Source organism: Actinomadura scrupuli (genome assembly GCF_050971785.1).
GTDB classification, from domain to species: domain Bacteria; phylum Actinomycetota; class Actinomycetes; order Streptosporangiales; family Streptosporangiaceae; genus Actinomadura_E; species Actinomadura_E scrupuli.
The window spans coordinates 188,825-207,135 of the sequence record NZ_JBPCCU010000006.1; the positions used below are offsets into that span (position 1 = coordinate 188,825).

At 70.3% G+C, this 18,311-nt stretch carries 18 protein-coding genes; 10 read left to right on the forward strand and 8 right to left on the reverse strand.

Annotated elements, in window-relative coordinates; translation table 11 throughout:
- Positions 1-83: 83 nt before the first annotated feature.
- The gene (locus ACRYCC_RS26560; protein ID WP_433816411.1) at positions 84-3,398 is read left to right on the forward strand and encodes an AfsR/SARP family transcriptional regulator; all 3,315 of its coding nucleotides are present in this window, start codon (positions 84-86) and stop codon (positions 3,396-3,398) included.
- A gap of 157 nt (positions 3,399-3,555) precedes the next feature.
- Here the strand turns inward: ACRYCC_RS26560 and ACRYCC_RS26565 are convergent, their stop codons facing one another.
- A complete protein-coding gene (locus ACRYCC_RS26565; protein ID WP_433816412.1) occupies positions 3,556-4,065 on the reverse strand; it encodes a nuclear transport factor 2 family protein in 510 nt (169 codons plus the stop codon).
- A 107-nt stretch (positions 4,066-4,172) separates the two neighbouring features.
- On the opposite strand from ACRYCC_RS26565, the gene ACRYCC_RS26570 reads away from it, so the two are divergent.
- Positions 4,173-5,081, forward strand: coding sequence for a LysR family transcriptional regulator (locus ACRYCC_RS26570; RefSeq protein ID WP_433816413.1), 909 nt, complete (start codon positions 4,173-4,175; stop codon positions 5,079-5,081).
- 51 nt (positions 5,082-5,132) lie between these two features.
- Here ACRYCC_RS26570 and ACRYCC_RS26575 read toward each other — a convergent pair whose 3' ends face one another.
- From ACRYCC_RS26575 to ACRYCC_RS26585, 3 genes are all read right to left on the reverse strand, one after another.
- Positions 5,133-5,927, reverse strand: a complete 795-nt coding sequence (locus tag ACRYCC_RS26575; RefSeq protein WP_433816414.1) for an ABC transporter permease — start codon at positions 5,925-5,927, stop codon at positions 5,133-5,135.
- Positions 5,924-6,892, reverse strand: a complete 969-nt coding sequence (locus ACRYCC_RS26580; RefSeq protein WP_433816415.1) for an ATP-binding cassette domain-containing protein — start codon at positions 6,890-6,892, stop codon at positions 5,924-5,926. Before ACRYCC_RS26580 ends, ACRYCC_RS26575 begins: the two co-directional genes overlap by 4 nt.
- 167 nt (positions 6,893-7,059) lie before the next feature.
- Positions 7,060-8,076, reverse strand: a complete 1,017-nt coding sequence (locus tag ACRYCC_RS26585) for a helix-turn-helix domain-containing protein (protein ID WP_433816416.1) — start codon at positions 8,074-8,076, stop codon at positions 7,060-7,062.
- A gap of 187 nt (positions 8,077-8,263) precedes the next feature.
- Here ACRYCC_RS26585 and ACRYCC_RS26590 point away from each other — a divergent pair, with 187 nt between their 5' ends.
- Both ACRYCC_RS26590 and ACRYCC_RS26595 read left to right on the forward strand, forming a co-directional pair.
- On the forward strand, positions 8,264-8,749 hold the full coding sequence (locus tag ACRYCC_RS26590) for a rhodanese-like domain-containing protein (protein ID WP_433816417.1): 486 nt from the start codon (positions 8,264-8,266) through the stop codon (positions 8,747-8,749).
- A gap of 373 nt (positions 8,750-9,122) precedes the next feature.
- Positions 9,123-10,682, forward strand: a complete 1,560-nt coding sequence (locus ACRYCC_RS26595; protein ID WP_433816418.1) for a DEAD/DEAH box helicase — start codon at positions 9,123-9,125, stop codon at positions 10,680-10,682.
- A gap of 65 nt (positions 10,683-10,747) precedes the next feature.
- Here ACRYCC_RS26595 and ACRYCC_RS26600 read toward each other — a convergent pair whose 3' ends face one another.
- Both ACRYCC_RS26600 and ACRYCC_RS26605 read right to left on the reverse strand, forming a co-directional pair.
- Entirely contained in the window at positions 10,748-11,512 is a 765-nt protein-coding gene (locus tag ACRYCC_RS26600) for an acyltransferase (RefSeq protein ID WP_433816419.1), read from the reverse strand.
- Positions 11,513-11,610: 98 nt separating this feature from the next.
- A complete protein-coding gene (locus tag ACRYCC_RS26605; protein WP_433816420.1) occupies positions 11,611-12,066 on the reverse strand; it encodes a hypothetical protein in 456 nt (151 codons plus the stop codon).
- Positions 12,067-12,200: 134 nt separating this feature from the next.
- On the opposite strand from ACRYCC_RS26605, the gene ACRYCC_RS26610 reads away from it, so the two are divergent.
- Positions 12,201-12,725, forward strand: a complete 525-nt coding sequence (locus tag ACRYCC_RS26610; RefSeq protein ID WP_433816421.1) for a peptidylprolyl isomerase — start codon at positions 12,201-12,203, stop codon at positions 12,723-12,725.
- Between the two features lie 7 nt (positions 12,726-12,732).
- A complete protein-coding gene (locus ACRYCC_RS26615) occupies positions 12,733-13,629 on the forward strand; it encodes a rhomboid family intramembrane serine protease (RefSeq protein WP_433816422.1) in 897 nt (298 codons plus the stop codon).
- Positions 13,630-13,756: 127 nt separating this feature from the next.
- On the opposite strand, the gene ACRYCC_RS26620 is transcribed toward ACRYCC_RS26615, so the two are convergent.
- The gene (locus ACRYCC_RS26620; RefSeq protein ID WP_433816423.1) at positions 13,757-14,014 is read right to left on the reverse strand and encodes a cell division protein CrgA; all 258 of its coding nucleotides are present in this window, start codon (positions 14,012-14,014) and stop codon (positions 13,757-13,759) included.
- Between the two features lie 154 nt (positions 14,015-14,168).
- Between ACRYCC_RS26620 and ACRYCC_RS26625 the strand changes: the two genes are divergently transcribed.
- Genes ACRYCC_RS26625 through ACRYCC_RS26640 form a run of 4 tightly spaced genes read left to right on the forward strand, consistent with a single transcriptional unit; the run spans position 14,169 to position 16,300 of the window.
- Positions 14,169-14,906 (forward strand): DUF881 domain-containing protein, encoded by a 738-nt coding sequence (locus ACRYCC_RS26625; RefSeq protein ID WP_433816424.1) that lies wholly within the window; start codon positions 14,169-14,171, stop codon positions 14,904-14,906.
- On the forward strand, positions 14,887-15,525 hold the full coding sequence (locus ACRYCC_RS26630) for a class E sortase (protein ID WP_433816425.1): 639 nt from the start codon (positions 14,887-14,889) through the stop codon (positions 15,523-15,525). The genes ACRYCC_RS26625 and ACRYCC_RS26630 overlap by 20 nt, the downstream gene beginning before the upstream one ends.
- Positions 15,525-15,707, forward strand: coding sequence for a hypothetical protein (locus ACRYCC_RS26635; protein WP_433816426.1), 183 nt, complete (start codon positions 15,525-15,527; stop codon positions 15,705-15,707). The genes ACRYCC_RS26630 and ACRYCC_RS26635 overlap by 1 nt, the downstream gene beginning before the upstream one ends.
- Positions 15,704-16,300, forward strand: a complete 597-nt coding sequence (locus tag ACRYCC_RS26640) for an anthranilate synthase component II (protein WP_433816427.1) — start codon at positions 15,704-15,706, stop codon at positions 16,298-16,300. The genes ACRYCC_RS26635 and ACRYCC_RS26640 overlap by 4 nt, the downstream gene beginning before the upstream one ends.
- A 219-nt stretch (positions 16,301-16,519) precedes the next feature.
- Here ACRYCC_RS26640 and pknB read toward each other — a convergent pair whose 3' ends face one another.
- Positions 16,520-18,307, reverse strand: a complete 1,788-nt coding sequence (pknB, locus tag ACRYCC_RS26645; protein WP_433816428.1) for a Stk1 family PASTA domain-containing Ser/Thr kinase — start codon at positions 18,305-18,307, stop codon at positions 16,520-16,522.
- Between the last annotated feature and the right edge of the window lie 4 nt (positions 18,308-18,311).

The window sequence follows — 18,311 nt, forward strand, 5'->3', positions numbered from 1 at the left end:
AGGTCACTCTCCTAGCTCGGAGCTTTACCGGGATGCCCCGGCTGTCGCGGAGTTGGGCACAATGGCAGCCGGAGGGGTGATACGTGCGCATCGGCATCCTGGGCACGCTCGAAGTGCGGGACGAGGCGGCCCGGCCCATCGAGGTCCGTGGCCGTCGCCTGCGTACGCTGCTGATCCGGCTGGCCGTCGACTCGGGCCGTTCCGTCCCGTCCGAGCGGCTCATCGACGATCTCTGGGCGGAGACGCCCCCCGTCGGCGGGGTCAACGCCCTCCAGGCACTGGTGTCCAGGCTGCGCGGAGTGGGCGGGCGCGAAATGATCGAGTCCGGTCCGGGGGGTTACCGGCTGGCGGTCGATCCAGCCGATATCGACGCCGCCGAGTTCGGGCGCCTGGTCACCACCGGCCGTACGGCACTGGCCGAGGGCGACGCCCAGCGGGCCGACGCCCTCCTGCGGCAGGCGCTCCGGCTCTGGCGCGGCCCGGCCCTGGCCGAGGTCGCCGACGCCGGCTTCGCCATCGCCTCGATCGCGCGGCTGGAGAAGCTGCGCCTGGACGCGACCGAGGACCGCGTCGAGGCGGAATTCGCGCTCGGCCGGGCGGCGCGGCTGGTGCCCGAGCTGGAGGAACTCGTCGCCGCTCACCCCCTGCGGGAACGGCTCCGCGGTCAGCTCATGCGCGCCCTGTACGCGGCCGGACGGCAGGCTGAGGCCCTGGAGGCGTACGAAGCGGCCAGGAAGACCCTGGGCGAGACGTTCGGGATCGACCCCGGGCCCGAGCTGTCGGACACGCACCTGGCCATCCTGCGCCGGTCACCCGAGCTCGATGCCCCGGCCAGGCCGTCGCCGATCCGTGCGGCCTTGATCCACCGGGAGCCGCTCCATCACGAGCCGTCCGGAAGAGCGCCGGTCCGTACGCTCTCGCCGAGGACCAGGGCCGGGCATCGCACCAACCTGCCCGCCCAGTTCACCAGCTTCGTCGGCCGCGAAGCGGAGATCGACAGGCTGGGCGAGCTGCTCGGCCGAGCCAGGCTGGTCACCTTGACCGGGCCCGGCGGCGCGGGCAAGACCCGGCTGGCCTGCGAGGCGGCGACCCGCCTGGTCCCCGCGATGCCCGACGGGGTGTGGTTCGTCCCGCTGGCGCCCGTGCGCGACGCCCTCGACGTCCCCCAGGCGGTGCTGTCGGCACTCGGCATTCCCGACGCGATCCGGGTGGCCGAGACCATCGAGATCACCCGGCCGCTGGACCGGCTGGTCGACGTCCTGGAGAACCAGCGGCTCACCCTGGTGCTGGACAACTGCGAGCACCTCGTCGGTGCCGTGGCCGCGCTGGCCGATCGGCTGCTCGCCGCGGCGCCGGAGGTACGGATCCTCGCCACCAGCCGGGAGCCGCTGAGCATCACCGGCGAGACGCTGTGCCCGGTGCCGTCGCTGCCGCTGCCCCCCGAGGACGCGGACGCGGAGCGGTCGATGGACCACGCCTCGGTGCGGCTGTTCGCCGACCGGGCCGAGGCCGTACGTCCGGGCTTCGTGGTCGACGCGGACAACGTCGCGGCGGTGGTCGGCATCTGCCGGGCGCTGGACGGCATCCCACTCGCCATCGAGCTGGCCGCCGCAAGGCTCCGCGCCCTCACTCCCGCCCAGGTCGCCGGCCGCCTCGACGACCGGTTCCGGTTGCTGACCAGCGGCAGCCGTACCGCGCTGCCCCGGCACCAGACGCTGCGCGCCATCGTCGACTGGAGCTGGGACCTGCTCGACGACGCCGAACGAACGGTGCTGCGCCGCCTGTCGATCTTCAGTGGCGGCGCCGCCCCGGACGCCGCCGAGCGGGTGTGCGCCCTGGACGGGGACTCCCACGAGGTGATCGACCTGATCGCCGCGCTGGTCGACAAGTCGCTGGTCGTCGCCACCGGGCAGGTCGAGGTGCGCTACCGGCTGCTGGAGACCGTACGCGCGTACGCGCTGCAGCGGCTGGCCGAGTCCGGTGAGCAGGAGCGGGTGCGGGCCGCGCACGCCGCCTACTTCCTGGGCTTCGCCGAGCGCGCCGAGCCCGAGCTCCGCGGCCGGGAGCAGGTCCGCTGGACCGACCGGCTCGTCGCCGAGCACGACAACTGCATCGCCGCGCTGCGCGGGGCGATCGAGGTCCGTGACGTGCCCACCGGGGTACGGCTCGTCGGCGCGCTCGCCTGGTTCTGGATCATGCGCGACTACGAGGCCGAGGCGGGACAGTGGGCCATCGCCGTCTGGGCCCTCGCCGGGCAGAAGCCGCCCGCGGGCGCCGAGGACGCGTTCGTCATCTGCGGTTTCCTGGCGGCCCTGGTGACCGCGATGGCCAGTGACGACGGGCCGCGTCCTGAGGCGCTGCAGGCCGCCGTCGAACTGGCGGTGTCCCACCTGAGCGACACCGCGACCCATCCGGTGCTGGTGCTGTTCAGACCGCTCGCGGCTCTGTTCGGCGGGGACGTCCAGGGTGCTCAGCGGGAGCTGCTGGCCGCCGCGGACCATCCTGATCAGTGGGCGCGGGCGGCGATGCACACCTTCGCCGCCTATCTGTGGATGGCGGAGGGGGACCTCGCCACGGCCCGGACCGAGATAACCCAGGGGCACGCCGGTTTCCGTGCGCTGGGCGACCGCTGGGGCATGGTGTTGAGCCTGTCCGGGCTGGCCGAGGCCGCGCTCGCGCGGGGCGACGCCGCCGAGGCGATGCGCGCCTGCCAGGAGGCGTACGGCTACGCCACCGAGGGCGTCAGCCCCGACCAGGGGGGCGCGCTGCTGATCCTGCTCGGCCGGGCGCGTGCGGTGGCCGGTGACACCGAGGGCGCCCGGGCGGACCTGGAGCTGGGAGCCCGGACGGCGGAGCGGATCGGTGAGCACTCCGACGCCGCCTACGGTCTGGTCTGGCTGAGCGACCTCGCACGCCGCGCCGGTGACCTGGGGCGGGCCCGGCCGCTACTGCAGCGCGCACTGGCCATCATCGAGCCCAGGGCGCGGCGGATCGACCTGAGCCAGGCGGCCGCGACGACCTTCAGCAAACTCGGCTGCCTGTGCGAGCAGGAGGGTGACCTGGTGGCCGCCGCGCAGTGGCACGAGCGGGCGATGCGGGCGGTGGCCGACAGTGCTCCGCTGCCGGTGACGCCCACCCTCGCCACCGTGGTCGAGGGCCTGGCCGCGTTCGCGGTCGCCAAGGGGGAGCCGGAGCGTGCCGCCGAGCTGCTCGGTACCACGCACATGCTGCGCGGCTACCGCGACCCCTGGAGCCTGGAGATCGGGCGGACCACGGAGGCCGTGACCAGGGCCCTCGGGCCGGAGACCTTCGAGACCGCCTACGCACGCGGTCGCGCGGTCACCCGCGACCAGGCCCTCGCCCTGACCGTCGACGGTCGCGCCGCCGAGCCGGGCTGAGGGTCTCCGCGGGGGCGCCGCCGGTCACGCCTCCTTGGCGACGGCTTCGCGGACCGCCGGGACGATCTCCTGGGACCACCGCCCGACTGGACCGTGCTCTTGATCGTGACTGTGGCCCACGCACCATCGCCTTGTGATGCGCGGTCCGGTGGAGGCCTCATCCTCCGAAGATGGCGGTGGGGTTGCCGGTGTACCAGGCGTTGTCGATGCGGATGCGGCGCATGGTCCAGCGGTGGCCGTCGCGGACGAGGCCGACGTCGTAGGGGTTCTTCAGCAGGGCGTTGGTGCTGTGGTCGGCTGTGAGCAGGTGCTGTGCCTCCACCAGCGCGGTGAGGCGGGCGGTGTCGCCGTCAATGGTGATGCGGGGGTTGGTGACCTGATGGGTGGTGTCGACCCGGCCGGTGAACATGCCCAGGATGGAGGTGACGATGGTGTCCCGCCCGGACATCAGCGGCGGCTTCGAGCCCCACTTGGCGGCTGCCGGGCGGAAGTCCAGTTCGGCGTCGGTGGCGAAGGAGGAGGCGAACAGGTTGCTGTCCTTCAGGTCCTGGCCGAGGCCGAAGCGGTACAGCGCGTCGATGATCTCCGCGCGGTCCCGCAACTCCCGGACGGCTGCCTGGGTGTCTGTAGCCGGGGCGGACAGGGCGTGGTCGTCGGTGACATACATGGGGGCTCCTGTGCGGGTCGGGTGTTGTTGGAGTCCCTCCACTCTCGGGCGGGCCAGGTTCCTGATCAATGCGGGCCTGTGCAAGGATCGTGAAGCCTCGATTAACGATGGAAGATGGGGTCATGCTGGAGCGGCACGAGCTGGAGGCGTTTGTGACGCTCGCCGAGGAGTTGCATTTCGGCCGCACCGCCGAACGGCTGCACGTGTCCACCGCCCGGGTCAGCCAGACGATCGCCAAACTGGAGCGACGCGTCGGCGTCCCGTTGTTCAATCGCACCAGCCGCCGGGTGGAGCTTTCCGCGGTAGGGCGCCAGCTGTACGAGGACATCCGGCCCGCCTGGACACAGATCGGTACCGCGCTAGAGCGGGCGATCGACGCCGGGAAGGGCCTGACCGGCACACTGCGGGTCGCCTTCACAGACGCAGCAGGAGGTCAACTGCTGGTCAGGGCAACCGAGCTGTTCCGGGACCGGTACCCCGACTGCGACGTCCAGCTCCGCGAAGCCCAGCTAGCGGACACCAGGCCGTGGCTTCGCGACGGCGAGGTGGACATCGTGCTGGCCACCTTCCCCGTGCACGAACCCGACATCATCATGGGTCCGATGCTGGTGGCCGAGGCACTCCTGCTCGCCGTGGCGCACGGACATCCCTTCGCCCGCCGGGAGTCCGTCTCCGTCGAGGATCTGTCCCGGGTCCCGGTGCTGCGGTTGCCTGACACGCTCCCGGACTCCCGGCGCGCTGACCGCACGCCCCGTCAGACGCCCACCGGAAAGCCGATCGAGCCCGGCCCGTCGGCCGCGACCTTCCACGAGATGCTGACGTTCGTCGGCGCCGGGCGGGGAGTCTTCCCCGTCGGCGCGCACGCCAGACGCTACTACCCGCGCCCCGATGTCGCCTACGTCCCCTTCAACGACGCCCCGCCGCTGGAGTGGGGCCTCCTCTGGCGTGCCGACGGCGCCACCGCCCGTGTCCACGCCTTCAGCCAGGCCGCCCACGACCTCGTACGCGACGTCTAAAGGGCTAAAGAAGGCGTTTGTGCCTGCCGCTGGGGCTTGGACGGTAGTGCCCTAGACCCGGCGTCCGTACATCCGCAGCGCCAGGGGGAAGGTCACCACGACGATCCCGCCCGCCCACAGCAGCGAGTAGAGGACGTGGTCGCCGACCGGCCCGCCGACCGTCAGCGCCCGTACGGAGTCGGCGAGGTGCGTCACCGGATTGATCTTCACCCAGGCCTGCAACCAGCCCGGCATGGTGTGGGTGTCGGCGATGAAGACGCTGCTGCCGAAGGTCAGCGGCATCGTCCAGATGAAGGCCAGCCCCTGGACGGTCTCCGGCGACGGGGCCACCAGCCCGACGAGCACCGAGATCCAGCAGATGCCCAGGTAGAAGACGTACGCCAGCAGGAACGCGGCCAGCACCGACCCCGGATCGGTGTGGAAGCGGAAGCCGAGGAGCGACCCGAACCCCACCAGGACCACCATGGTGACGCAGAACCGGATGGTCTCGCCGAGGACCGCTCCGACGAGCGGCGCCGATCGGGCGATCGGCAGACTGCGGAACCGGTCGAAGACGCCCTTGTGGATGTCCTCGTTCAGCGAGACTCCCAGCCCCATCGTGCCGAACATCGCCATCTGGGCGACCAGGCCGGGCAGCAGGACCTGGAGGTAGGCGTGGGTGTTCCCGGCGATCGCGCCGCCGAAGACGTACAGGAACAGGATCAGGAAGACGATCGGCATCAGCGTGACGTCCAGCAGCTTCTCCGGGGAGTGCTTGAGCTGGACGACGCTGCGCCAGGCGAGCGTCAGCCCGTTGCGCAGAGCCTGGCCGGCGCCGATCCGGCGGCGGACGGTGATCGCGGTCATGCCACGCTTCCTTCGGTGATGAGGCCGTCCTCGGCGGGGCGGCCGGTCAGGGTGAGGAACACCTCGTCCAGGCTGGGCATCCGCAACGCCAGCTCGGCCAGTGCGATACCGGCGTCGTCGAGGTGCCTGACCAGGGCCGAGAGCAGGGCGGGGTCCGCGATCGGTACGGTGACCAGCCCGCTCTCCAGGTCGATCTCCGTACGGATCCCGGTCAGGTCGGCGACGATCGCGGCCAGGTGCGGGGTGCGGGCGCGATCGGCGGCCCGGACCACGAGGGTCTGGCTGCCGATCTGCGCCTTGAGCTCGTCGGAGGTGCCCGCGGCCACCACCCGGCCGTGGTCGAAGACCGCGATCTGGTCCGCCAGCGCGTCGGCCTCCTCGAGATGCTGCGTGGTGAGCAGCACCGTCGTGCCCTCCGCGACCATCCTGCGCACGGTGTCCCACACCTGGTTGCGTGCTCGTGGATCGAGCCCGGTCGTCGGCTCGTCGAGGAAGATGACCGCGGGCTCGCTGACCAGGCTGGCGGCCAGATCGAGCCGGCGGCGCATGCCACCGGAGTAGGTCTTGGCAGACCGGCCCCCGGCCTCGGTCAGGCTGAACCGCTCCAGCAGTTCCCGGGCCCGGCGCTTGGACTCCGGCCGGCTGAGGTCAAGCAGCCGGCCGATCATCACGAGGTTCTCGAGGCCGGTTAGCTCCTCGTCCACCGAGGCGTACTGCCCGGTCAGCCCGATCAGCTGGCGCACCTGCACGGCGTCCTTGACCACGTCGTACCCGCAGACCTCGGCCCGCCCCTCGTCCGGCTTGAGCAGGGTGGCCAGCACCCGCACCGCCGTGGTCTTGCCCGCGCCGTTGGGCCCCAGCACGCCGAGCACCGTGCCCTTGCGCGCCGACAGATCCACCCCGGTCAGCGCCCGGGTCTCGCCGAAGCGCTTCTTCAGGCCCTCGGCCTGGATCACATACGTCATGTCCACCCCTGATTCAGTTCGTCCTGGGACGACTCTCAGGGAAGGCGCTGACAGGCCCCCGTCATCGCCCTTCGAACGCTGACAGGAGGCTGACAGCCCGGAGTTCTCCACAACCTGTGGACGACGAACGCCGATTCCCCGCCTCGGCCGGCCCGTGGGGACCGGTCTCAGCCCGTCATTCGGAAGGTGCGGCGGTAGGCCGAGGGCGAGGTGTGCATGGCGCGGGCGAAGTGGTGCCGGAAGGTGGCCGGGCTGTCGAAGCCGACGGCGGCCCCGATCTCCTCCACGGAAGTCGTCGTGCCCTCCAGCAGCGGCAGGCTGGCCATGACCCGCTGCCCGATCACCCAGCGCAGCGGGCTGGTCCCCGTGTGCCGGTTGAAGTGCCGGATGAAGGTACGGGGCGCCAGGTGGGCCTGCCTGGCGAGTTCGGCCACGGTGATCGGCTCCGCGAGATGGCCGAGCGCCCACGCCATCGCGCGGCCGACGCCGTCGTCCTCGGTCACCGGGGCGACGGCGGCCTCCACGAACTGCGCCTGGCCGCCCTCCCGGTGCGGCGGGATGACCAGCCGCCTGGCCACCGCGTTGGCGACCCGGGCTCCATGGTCCTGGCGGACGAGGTGCAGGCACAGGTCGAGCCCGGCGGCACTGCCCGCGCTGGTCAGTACGTCCCCGCCGTCCACATAGAGCACGTCCGGGTCGAGCCGAACCTGTGGATAACGTCGCTGGAAGAGGTCGGCGTACCGCCAGTGCGTGGTGGCCTCCCGGCCGTCCAGCAGCCCCGCGGCGGCCAGCGCGAAGGCTCCCGAGCAGATCGCGACGATCCGGGCACCGCGCTCGTGCGCCTTCCGTAGCGCCTCGACCACCGCCGCCGAGACCTCCGTGTGCACGTCCGGGACGGCGACGACCATCACCGTGTCGGCTTCGGCGAAGGCGTCCAGCCCGTGCTCGGCCGTCATCGAGAAGCCGCCCACCGCCCGCAGCGGCCGTCCAGGCTCCTCCGCGCAGACCCGCAGGTCGTACCAGGGCACCGTCAGCTCCGGGCGGGGCAGACCGAAGATCTCCACCACCACGCCCAGCTCGAACGGCGCCATGCCGTCGAACACCAGCACCGAGAGCGTCCGCCGCCGCGCGGGTGGCGCGACGGCCTTCCGCCGGGAAACGGCCACGGGATCGAGGACGGGCATGGCGTGATCCTAACCACGCCACTCCCGGGGCCCGTGGACAGCATCAAGGCACCGGAGGCCTCTCCGGCGGCGGGCCGGATGGCGGGATCTTAGCGATATCCGGCATTCGTGCCACTGTCCGTGGCGCTGCCTCTCCTGCCAGCATCGGGAGCGGTCCCCGAGATTCCCTTTCCCCTGGAGGAGCACCATGTCCGTCCGCACCCAGAGCGCCGTCACCGCGGTGCCCGCCGCCGGCAACACCGAGGCGCTGCTGCACTTCGCGGCCCGGCTGGCGCACGAGACGGATGTGTCCGACGTCGCCGCAGACCTGGCCGCCGGGGCGGCGGGCATCGTGGTGGTCGACGTGCGCAGTGCCGAGAGCTGGGCTCAGGGCCACATCGAGGGCGCGATCCATCTGCCCACCGCCGAGATCGCCGCGCGGGCACCGGCCCTGATCGGCCGGGACGTGACCGTGGTCGTGCACTGCTGGGGGCCCGGCTGCAACGGCGCCACCAAGGCGGCACTGGAGTTCGCCAGGCTCGGCCTTCCGGTCAAGGAGATGCTCGGCGGCTTCGAATACTGGGCCCGTGAAGGTCTTCCGGTCGTCACCGGTATGGAGGGGACGGGCACCGTCAGCCGCCGGGCGGCCGACCCGCTGACCGCTCCCGTCGGCGCCATCGGCTGTGACTGCTGATCATTGAGATTTCCGGTGCACCGCTGTTCAGAGTGGCGTGTGGCGCTCCCCACAGGCCCGAGGTGGCTGATCACCTAGTAGGATGGCGGTGATGACGGCGTTGAGCAGGATGGGGGGAACGTTCACTGCCCCTGGGAAGGTACGCCCCGCACCGCCGCATCGACTCAGTGGTTCGCGATGGTCACTCCCGACGTCACGATCTCCCCTCTACCGATGTGCTCATTGCCACTCAGGGCATAAATGCGCTCACCGGCAACGTTAGACTGAGTTGCAATCACCCTTACGGCGCGTATCCGCGCGCTATGGCTCGTCCTTGTAGCCCACTTTCTGCTGTGGTGCCTCCCGAGACGTGCCCCCTCTCGGAAGGTATTACGTGTCTGACACGCCCACGTCCATATCCACCCCCACGTTCGCTGAGCTCGGCCTGCCTGCACCCCTGGTCGCCTCTCTCGCCCGCCAGGGCATCGAGGCGCCGTTCCCGATTCAGGCGGCCGCGATCCCGGACGTTCTCGAGGGCCGGGACGTGCTGGGCCGAGGCAAGACCGGCTCAGGCAAGACCCTCGCCTTCGGGCTCCCCCTGCTGACCCTGCTCGGTGGCCGCAAGGCCGCGCCGAAGCGGCCTCTCGCCCTGATCCTGGTGCCCACCCGCGAGCTCGCGATGCAGGTCCAGGAAGTGCTGGAGCCGCTCGGCCGCAGCCTCGGCCTCCGCTTCAAGACCGTCATCGGGCAGACCTCGATGCCCCGCCAGATCGACGCGTTGCGCCGCGGCGTCGAGGTGCTCGTCGCCACTCCCGGCCGGCTCAAGGACCTGATGCGCCAGGGCGCCTGTGATCTGCGCGACATCGAGATCACCGTCCTGGACGAGGCCGACCACATGGCCGACATGGGCTTCCTGCCCGACGTGACCGACATCCTCGACGAGGTGCGCCACGACGGACAGCGGCTGCTGTTCTCCGCCACCCTGGACAAGGACGTCGACGTCCTTGTCCGGCGCTACCTCGACAACCCGGTCACCCACGCGATCGGGCCGGTCGACGAGTCGGTCTCGACCATGGACCACCACCTTCTGCTGGTGGCCCCCAAGGACAAGAACGCCGTCACCGCGGAGATCGCCAACCGTGACGGCCGGACGATCCTGTTCGCCCGCACCAAGCACGGCGTCGACCGGCTGGCCAAGCAGCTCGCCCAGGTGGGCGTACGGGCCGCCGGGCTGCACGGTGGCAAGAGCCAGAACCTCCGGACCCGCACCCTGGCGGAGTTCCGTGAGGGCACCATCCGGGTGCTCGTCGCGACCGACGTCGCGGCCCGGGGCATCCACGTGGACGACGTCACCATGGTCGTGCACATCGACCCGCCGGCCGACCACAAGGACTACATGCACCGGGCGGGCCGTACGGCGCGGGCCGGCGAGAGCGGCACGGTCGTCACCCTCGTCCTCCCGCACCAGGTGCGCTCCACCTCCGCGATGACCCGGCGGGCCGGCATCGAAGCCCCCCGCACCAAGGTCTTCGCCGGTGACCAGGAGCTCGCCAGGCTGACCGGGGCGCGCCCGCCGAGCGGCGAGCCGATCCCCGAGCCCATCATCTCCGTGCGGCCGACCCGTTCGGGCGGCGGCGGCCGGCGCTCCGGCGGCGGTTACGGCGGCGGTGGCAGGTCCGGTGGCGGCGGCTACGGGGGCGGCGGTTACGGCGGCCGGTCCGGTGGCAGTGGCGGCGGCTACGGCGGCCGGGGCGACGGTGGCCGCGGTGGTGGCCGTGGCGGCGAGCGCGGCACCTACGGAGACCGTGGCACCTCGGGCGGCGGCCAGTCCTACGACAGCCGCGGTGGCTCCCGCACCGGCGACAACACCGGCGGTGGCGAGCGGCGGCCGTTCAAGCCGCGCAGCAGCCGTCCGGCCTCGCACCAGAGCACCCGCCCGTCCTACCAGAGCTGATCTGATCCGCCCTGACCCTGTGGTCCGCGGTCGCGTACCGTTGCCGGCCACAGGGTCACGGCAGGTCAGCCGGCTTCTTCGCGCAGCCGGTCCTGGAGCAGCTGCAGGCCTTCCAGGCCTTCGGGGGACAGCTTGGCCAGCTCGTCCATCGAGATCAGCGGCGGCCGTCCCTTCATCGGAGGCAGCCAGCCGTCCTCGGGGTCGTGCCGTCGCACGATCTTCGCGGGCACCCCGGCGATCACGCAGTGGTCGGGGAACTCGCCACGGACCACCGCTCCGCCCGCCACCGCGACGTTCCGGCCGAGCCGTGTGCCGGGCAGGATGATCGCGCCGGTGCCGATCCAGCAGCCGTCGCCGATCACCACCGGGTTGTTCTCCGGCCACTGACGCCCGATGGGCAGGTCCAGATCGCCATAGGAGTGGTTCTGGTCGGTGATGTAGACGTGCGGGCCGGTGAAGACGTCATCGCCGATCTCGATGGACTGGTGGCCGACGACATGGCTGCCGCGCCCGATGGAGCAGCTGGCACCGATCCGTACGATCAGCTCGGAGCCGAGATCGAGTCCCGGCACGAAGCCGGCGGAGATGGTCACATGGGTGCCGATCAGAGTGTGGTCTCCGATGGAGATCCACGGCTCGCCGTACAGCGCGCCGGGCGGGAAGGCGATGCAGGCGCCGTCACCCAGATAGGCGAACCGGTGTCCGGCTGGAGTGCTCGGGGTGATCTCCCCGTGGCGCTGGATCCACCCCCAGCCGCGATGCACGGTGGTGGCGATCGTTCGGCGAGCCCGGGACGCCAGCACGTCCTTGATCGAGGCGGCGAAAGACATGGCGCAACGGTACATGCAGGACAGAAGTGACCTGGGAGGGGGACGCGCCCAGCGAAAAGGCCCGGCCGATGTCTCAGCCGGGCCCTTCCCTGCTCAGGTCAGGGCATACGGACCTGCCCGTTGGCGGCCCGCTCCCTCTCCATCGGCTCTGCCGTTTCCTCGGACTGCATGGTGAGCAGCCCGTTGCGGCGGGTCGCCATGACGCCCGCCACTCCTGCCAGGCTCACCAGGGCCAGCATCATCAGTGCGACGTTGCGGCTCCGGCGGCTCGGCCGTGCCGGCCGGACCTTGTGCGCGGTCGTGGACAGCAATGCCCCGACCCGCGGGCCGAGCTCGGTCTCTACGTACTCGGCCGCACGTTCCAGTTGCGGTGCGGACCATTCCCGGGCCTCGTAAAGGCGTTCCGAGGCGACCTCCCGGGCGTGCTGAGAGGCCGGGCCGAGCCTGTCCGCCGCGTACGAGACACCCTGCTGAGCCTGCTCCTGCATGCGGTGCAGCCGCTCCCGTCCGACCTCGAACTGCGGCTTTCGGCGGATGTGAACATTCGTGGACACGCTAACCTCCCTGTTTGCGAGGTCCTGTCTTGCAGCCTTCCCACCGGACACGATGTAAACCACCGTCCGTGGGAGTATGCGGTCACGCGCTCACGCGCACGTAACCATGTCCGAATTGATCAGGAGGAACACTCATGGCCGAAGAGCTCATCGCTACGCTGAACACCACGCTCGGGCCCATCGTCATCCGGCTGTTCCCCGAGCAGGCTCCGCAGACCGTGGCCAATTTCACCGGTCTCGCCGAGGGCACCAGAACGTGGACCGACCCGGAGAGCGGGCAGAAGTCCAACAACCCGCTGTACAACGGCACGATCTTCCACCGGGTCATCGACGGTTTCATGATCCAGGGCGGCGACCCGCTCGGCAACGGCACCGGCGGCCCGGGTTACAAGTTCGCCGACGAGTTCCACCCGAGTCTCCGGTTCGACCGGCCGTACCTGCTGGCCATGGCGAACTCCGGCCCGAGCACCAACGGGTCGCAGTTCTTCATCACCGTCGGCCCGACCCCGCATCTGACCAACCGCCACACCATCTTCGGTGAGGTCGTCCAGGGCAGCGAGGTCGTCGACGCGATCGCCAAGTCCCCGACCGACGCGCGGGACCGGCCGCAGACCGATATCGCCATCGAGTCTGTGACGATCGACCGGCGTCAGTCGTAATACAGGTATGAGCACCGATTCGCAGCCCGAGCCGGACGCCCCGGCCGGGGTGCCGAGCTGCTATCGGCATCCCGGCCGGGAGACGTATGTCCGGTGCACCCGCTGTGACCGCTACATCTGCCCGGAGTGCATGCGTGACGCGGCCGTAGGCCACCAGTGCGTCGAGTGCGTCCGGGCGGCCAACAAGACCGTCCGGCAGCCCCGGACGGTCTTCGGCGGCCGGCTCACGGTGACGCCGGTCGTCACCTACACCCTCATCGCCCTCAACCTGCTGGGCTATCTCGCCGAGCTGGCCGACGAAGGGGTGGTCACCCGGTTCGGGATGCTGGGTGAGGGCTACAACCGCTTCGGCCAGCTGATCCCGGGCCTGGGGGTGGCGGACGGTGAGTGGTACCGGCTGATCACCGGTGCGTTCCTGCACTCACCGCCCAACGGCGGGAGCCTGGGGATAAGCCACATCCTGTTCAACATGTGGGCGCTGTGGGCGGTCGGTCCCCAGCTGGAGCACCTGCTGGGGCGGACCCGCTTCGCGGTGCTGTATCTGCTGGCGGCGCTCGGCGGCAACGTGCTGTGCTACCTGCTGGCGCCCGACGTCCTCGGGGTGGGCGCGTCCGGAGCGATCTACGGCCTCTTCGGTGCCTTCTTCGTCGTGCTCAAGCGGCTGCGCGCCGACCCCAAGGGCATCGTGATCCTGCTGGCGATCAACCTGGTGATCACCTTCTGGGTGCCGGGAATCTCCTGGCAGGCGCATATCGGCGGGCTCGTCACCGGCGCGGTCGTCGCCCTGGCGTACGCCTACGCACCCGCCAGGCACCGGCAGGCCGTCCACATCGGGTCCTCGGTGGCGGTGCTGGTACTGCTGCTCGCCCTCGTCGCCGTCAAGACGGTCCAGCTCACGTCCTGACCGCTGTGACCATGCGCTTCCTGCCGTGGCGCCACATGATCACAGCGGTTGGGGATTGTCCCGGCCCCATCCACAGGCTGTGGATAACTTCAGTGGATTGAGCGGTGGAAAAGGTGGGTACCGGCGGTCAACGCCACTTGGTCGAGAGGATGACCCCGGCGATGATCAGGCTGAACCCGATGCCGAGGTTCCAGTTGCCGAGCGTGTGGAACGGCGCGAGCTGGGTGTTGGTGCTCGCCAGGATGTAGTACGTGGAGATCCACGCGAGGCCGGCCAGCCAACTGCCCACCATGGTGGGCACCAGCCAGCGCGGACTGACCTGGGCCGCCTGGGACTTCTGCGGCGGCGTGTACACGCCCTTCTTACGAACCTTGGACTTGGGCACCGTGGATCTCCTCGGGCGCGAACGCGGCCGGGTGCCGGTCCGCGCATGGGTGGTTTGCCATCAAGCGTAGTCGCTGGTGAGCAAGCGTAGGGCTTCCCGGGACGACACGACACATCCTCCGGCCCTCATCTACCCGCTGGTAGCGTTAACGCCGGTGAAAACTCGGTGGTCACACCTCATTCCCGTGCTCACGCTCGGGGCGGGCACCCTGTTCGCGGCGAGCGCGAGCACGGCCCGCGGCACCGACCTGCGCGACGGCAGCCGTACCAAACTCACCGAGCTGATCACCGCCGAGCAGCGCCGCAACCTGCAGGAGCTCGGTTCCTACCAGCGGCTCCGCCGTACCGTCGACGGGATCTCCCGGCAGGCGGGCCGGGGCGACGCCCGGGTCAAGCAGGCACAGGCCCGGGCGGACGCGCTGGCCGGCAGGTCCGGTTTCACCCCCCTCACGGGCAGGGGGCTCCGGGTCGTCCTCGACGACGCGCCCCGGGGCCGGCGGTACCCCGGCGCACCGGCCGCCGACGATTTGGTGGTGCATCAGCAGGATGTACAGGCGGTCGTCAACGCGCTCTGGTCAGGGGGTGCCATCGGTTTGCAAATAATGGACCAACGCCTCATCTCCACCAGCGCCGTACGGTGCGTGGGCAATACCCTGATCCTGCAGGGCGTCGTCTACTCACCGCCGTTCCGGATCATCGCTGTCGGCGATCCGGCCCGGCTGAGGGCGGCGCTCGACGCGGCTCCGGACATCACCAACTACAAGGAATACGTCGCCGAGTACGGACTCGGCTATGACGTGAAGACTCTCGGCCAGGTCACCCTGCCCCCATACACGGGAAACGTGACGATGAACTACGCGACGGTGCCACCCGGTGCGGACTCTCATCCGTAGCCTCGGCGAGCTCTGCATCACCGCAGGGCTCGTCATGCTGCTCTTCGTCGCCTACGAGCTGTGGGGTACGGGTGCGTACACCTCCAACCAGCAGGACCAGCTCGGCAAGCAGCTCAACAAGCAGTGGAACGCCAAGCGCACCATCACCACCAGCGAGAAGGTCCATCTGGGCCAGGGACTGGCGTTGATCCGCATTCCCCGGCTCGGCAAGAGCTATCACTACGTCGTGATCGAAGGTGTCACCGTGGCCGATCTGCGCAAGGGGCCGGGCCATTACCCGGGCACGGCGATGCCCGGCGGCGTCGGCAACTTCGTCGTCTCCGGGCACCGCACGACCTACGCCGCGCCCTTCAACCGGGTCAACGAGCTGCGCGACGGCGACAAGATCCTCATCGATACCCGCGACAAGCAGTACGTCTACCGGGTGACGGATGAAAAGGTCGTGAAGCCCACCGCGGTCGATGTCACCGAGCCGGTGCCCTTCCACGCCGGGGCGAAGCCGACCAAGCGCCTCATCACCCTCACCACCTGCCATCCCAAGTACTCGGCGTCGCATCGGCTCGTCGTCTTCGGAGAGCTGGTGCAGGAGATTCCGCGCGTGAATACAGTGGTCTCCTGATGTACGCATGGATCTGGCGTTCGCTGCCCGGCCGGCCCGGCACCAAGGCACTGGTGGCCGCGGGACTGGTCCTGGTCCTGGCGTTGCTGCTCTGGTTCGTCGTCTTCCCGTGGGCCGAGCCCAAGCTGCACTTCGACCACGGCACCGTCGAAGGCGGAATCTCCTCTCCGGCCAAGCCGTGACCCGCATCCTCGTCGTGGACAACCACGACAGCTTCGTGTTCAACATCGTGCAGTACCTGCTGGAGCTCGGTGCCGACTGCGAGGTGAAGGACCGCTCGGACGTCGGCTTCGCCGACGCCGCCGACGCCGACGGAGTGCTGCTCAGCCCCGGTCCCGGCCATCCCTCCGATGCCCGGGTCTGCCTCGACCTGGTGTACGAGGCCGAACGCCGCGGACTGCCGCTGCTCGGGGTCTGCCTCGGGCACCAGGTGATCGCCCAGGCGTACGGAGGGGTGGTCTCGCACGCTCCGTCCGTGGTCCACGGCTACACCAGCGAGATCTACCACGGGGGCGCCGGGGTGCTGCACGGCCTGCCGTCGCCCTTCCGGGCCACCCGCTACCACTCCCTGGCCGTGGACCCGCTGACCGTGCCGCCCGAGCTGGAGGTGACCGCGCGTACCCCGCCCACCGAGGACGAGCCCGGCGTCATCATGGGGCTGCGCCACCGGACCGCCCCCATCGAGGGCGTCCAGTTCCACCCCGAAGCGGTGCTCAGCGAGCACGGACACCGGCTCCTCGGCAACTGGCTCGCCAGCTGTGCGGCCACCGTCTGAACGGGCGAAACGCAGGGTCTTTATCAGCCAGGTGAAGAAAACTTGGCAGAGATCTGTAACGTCCTTACTTCCCGGAACGAAGAACAGACCGAGGGTCTCCGCCATTGCCCCCGAGTGGCGGAGACCCTCTCGTCATGTCCGGCCCCGCTCGCGGGCCCCGCGTACAGCAAAGACCCCGGCACTCCCATCGGAGTGCCGGGGTCTTCGCGTCGTGCCGGCTCAGGGAATGCCGGGGGTGTTCGACGGGAACGGGTTCTGGGCCTTGCCGACGAACACCGTCACGGTGTCACCGGCGGACAGCGTCGCCCCCGCCGGCGGGTCGGACCGGTACACCAGGCCTGGCGGCGTCTGCCCGTCCGGAGGCGTCTCCTGCACGTTGCACCGCAGCCCCATGGACTTGATCTGGTTGCAGGCGGCCCGCGGGCTGGAGCCTCTCAGCTCCGGTACCGTCACGTTCGAGGTACCCGAGGACACCACCACGGTGATCTTCGAGCCCTCGGAGACACTGGTGCCGGCCGACGGATCGGTCCTGATCACGGTGTCCTTGGGGACGGTCTCCGAGGACTGGGTCTTGCGGACCACCCGGAACTTCGCCGACTGCAGCTGCTGCTGCGCCGCGGAGTAGGGCTGGCCGGTGACATCGGGCACATCGACCTTCTTCACGGCCTTGCCCTTGGAGATCACCAGGTCGACCTTCTCGCCCTTGGCGATGTCCTCACCCTCGCCGGGATCGGAGCTGATGACCGAGCCCTTGGGGACGGAGTCGCTGTTCTCCTCGGAGACATCCCCGACCTCGAGGCCCGCGTCGGTGATCGCCTTCTTGGCGGCGTCCTCCTTGAGACCCACCAGCTGCGGCACCTGGATCGCGGCGGCGCTGGCACTGGAGGACGCGCTGGGCGTGCCGTTGCCGGAGCCCGACCCGCCGGTGAGCAGCACGCCGATCAGCGCGGCGCCACCGATGAACAGGATGGCGAGACCGACCCAGAGGGCCGCCTTCTTGCCGCTCCCCCCGCCCCGGTCGTCGTCGTCCTGGTCGTACCGCACCGGTGGCAGGCCGTAGCCGGTGTCCATCGGGCGCTGCGCCCGGGTGGGCGGGCCGGCCGCCGCCGGCGGCATGACGGACGTGCGGCCCATCATCATGGTCGAGGCGGCCGACGCGGCGACGGGCATGCCCTGCATGGCCCGCTGGAGGTCGGCCCGGAACTCGGTGGCGCTCTGGTAACGGGCGCCCGGGTCCTTGGCCATCGCCTTGAGCACGATGGCGTCGCACCACTGCGGGATGTCGTGGTCCACCTGCGACGGCGGGATGGGCTCCTCCCGGACGTGCTGGTAGGCGATCGCCACCGGGGAGTCGCCGGTGAAGGGCGGCCGTCCGGTGAGCAGCTCGTACAGCACGCAGCCGGTCGAGTAGAGGTCGCTGCGGGCGTCCACCCGCTCGCCCCGTGCCTGCTCGGGGGAGAGGTACTGGGCCGTCCCGATGACCTGGGCGGTCTGCGTCATCGTGGCGGCCGAGTCGGCCATGGCCCGGGCGATGCCGAAGTCCATGACCTTGACCTCGTGCCCGCGGGTGAGCATGACGTTGGCGGGCTTGATGTCGCGGTGGATGATGCCGCCGCGGTGGCTGTAGTCGAGTGCCCGCAGAATGCCGTCGACGATCTCGAGCGCGCGCTCGGGCAGCAGCCGCCGGTTCTCCCGGAGCAGGTCGCGGAGCGTGCTGCCCTCGACGAACTCCATCACGATGTACGGGATCAGCGTGTCGCCCATCGTGTCCTCGCCGGTGTCGTACACGGCGACGACGGAGGGGTGGTTGAGGGACGCGGCCGACTGGGCCTCGCGGCGGAACCGTGCCTGGAACGTGGGATCACGGGCCAGGTCCGATCGCAGCGTTTTGATCGCCACGATCCGATCCAGCCTCTGGTCCCGGGCGCGGTACACCTCGGCCATGCCGCCGCGCCCGATCACGCCGTCCAGCTCGTAACGGCCACCGAGTAGCCGAGGTTGAGTCATGTCT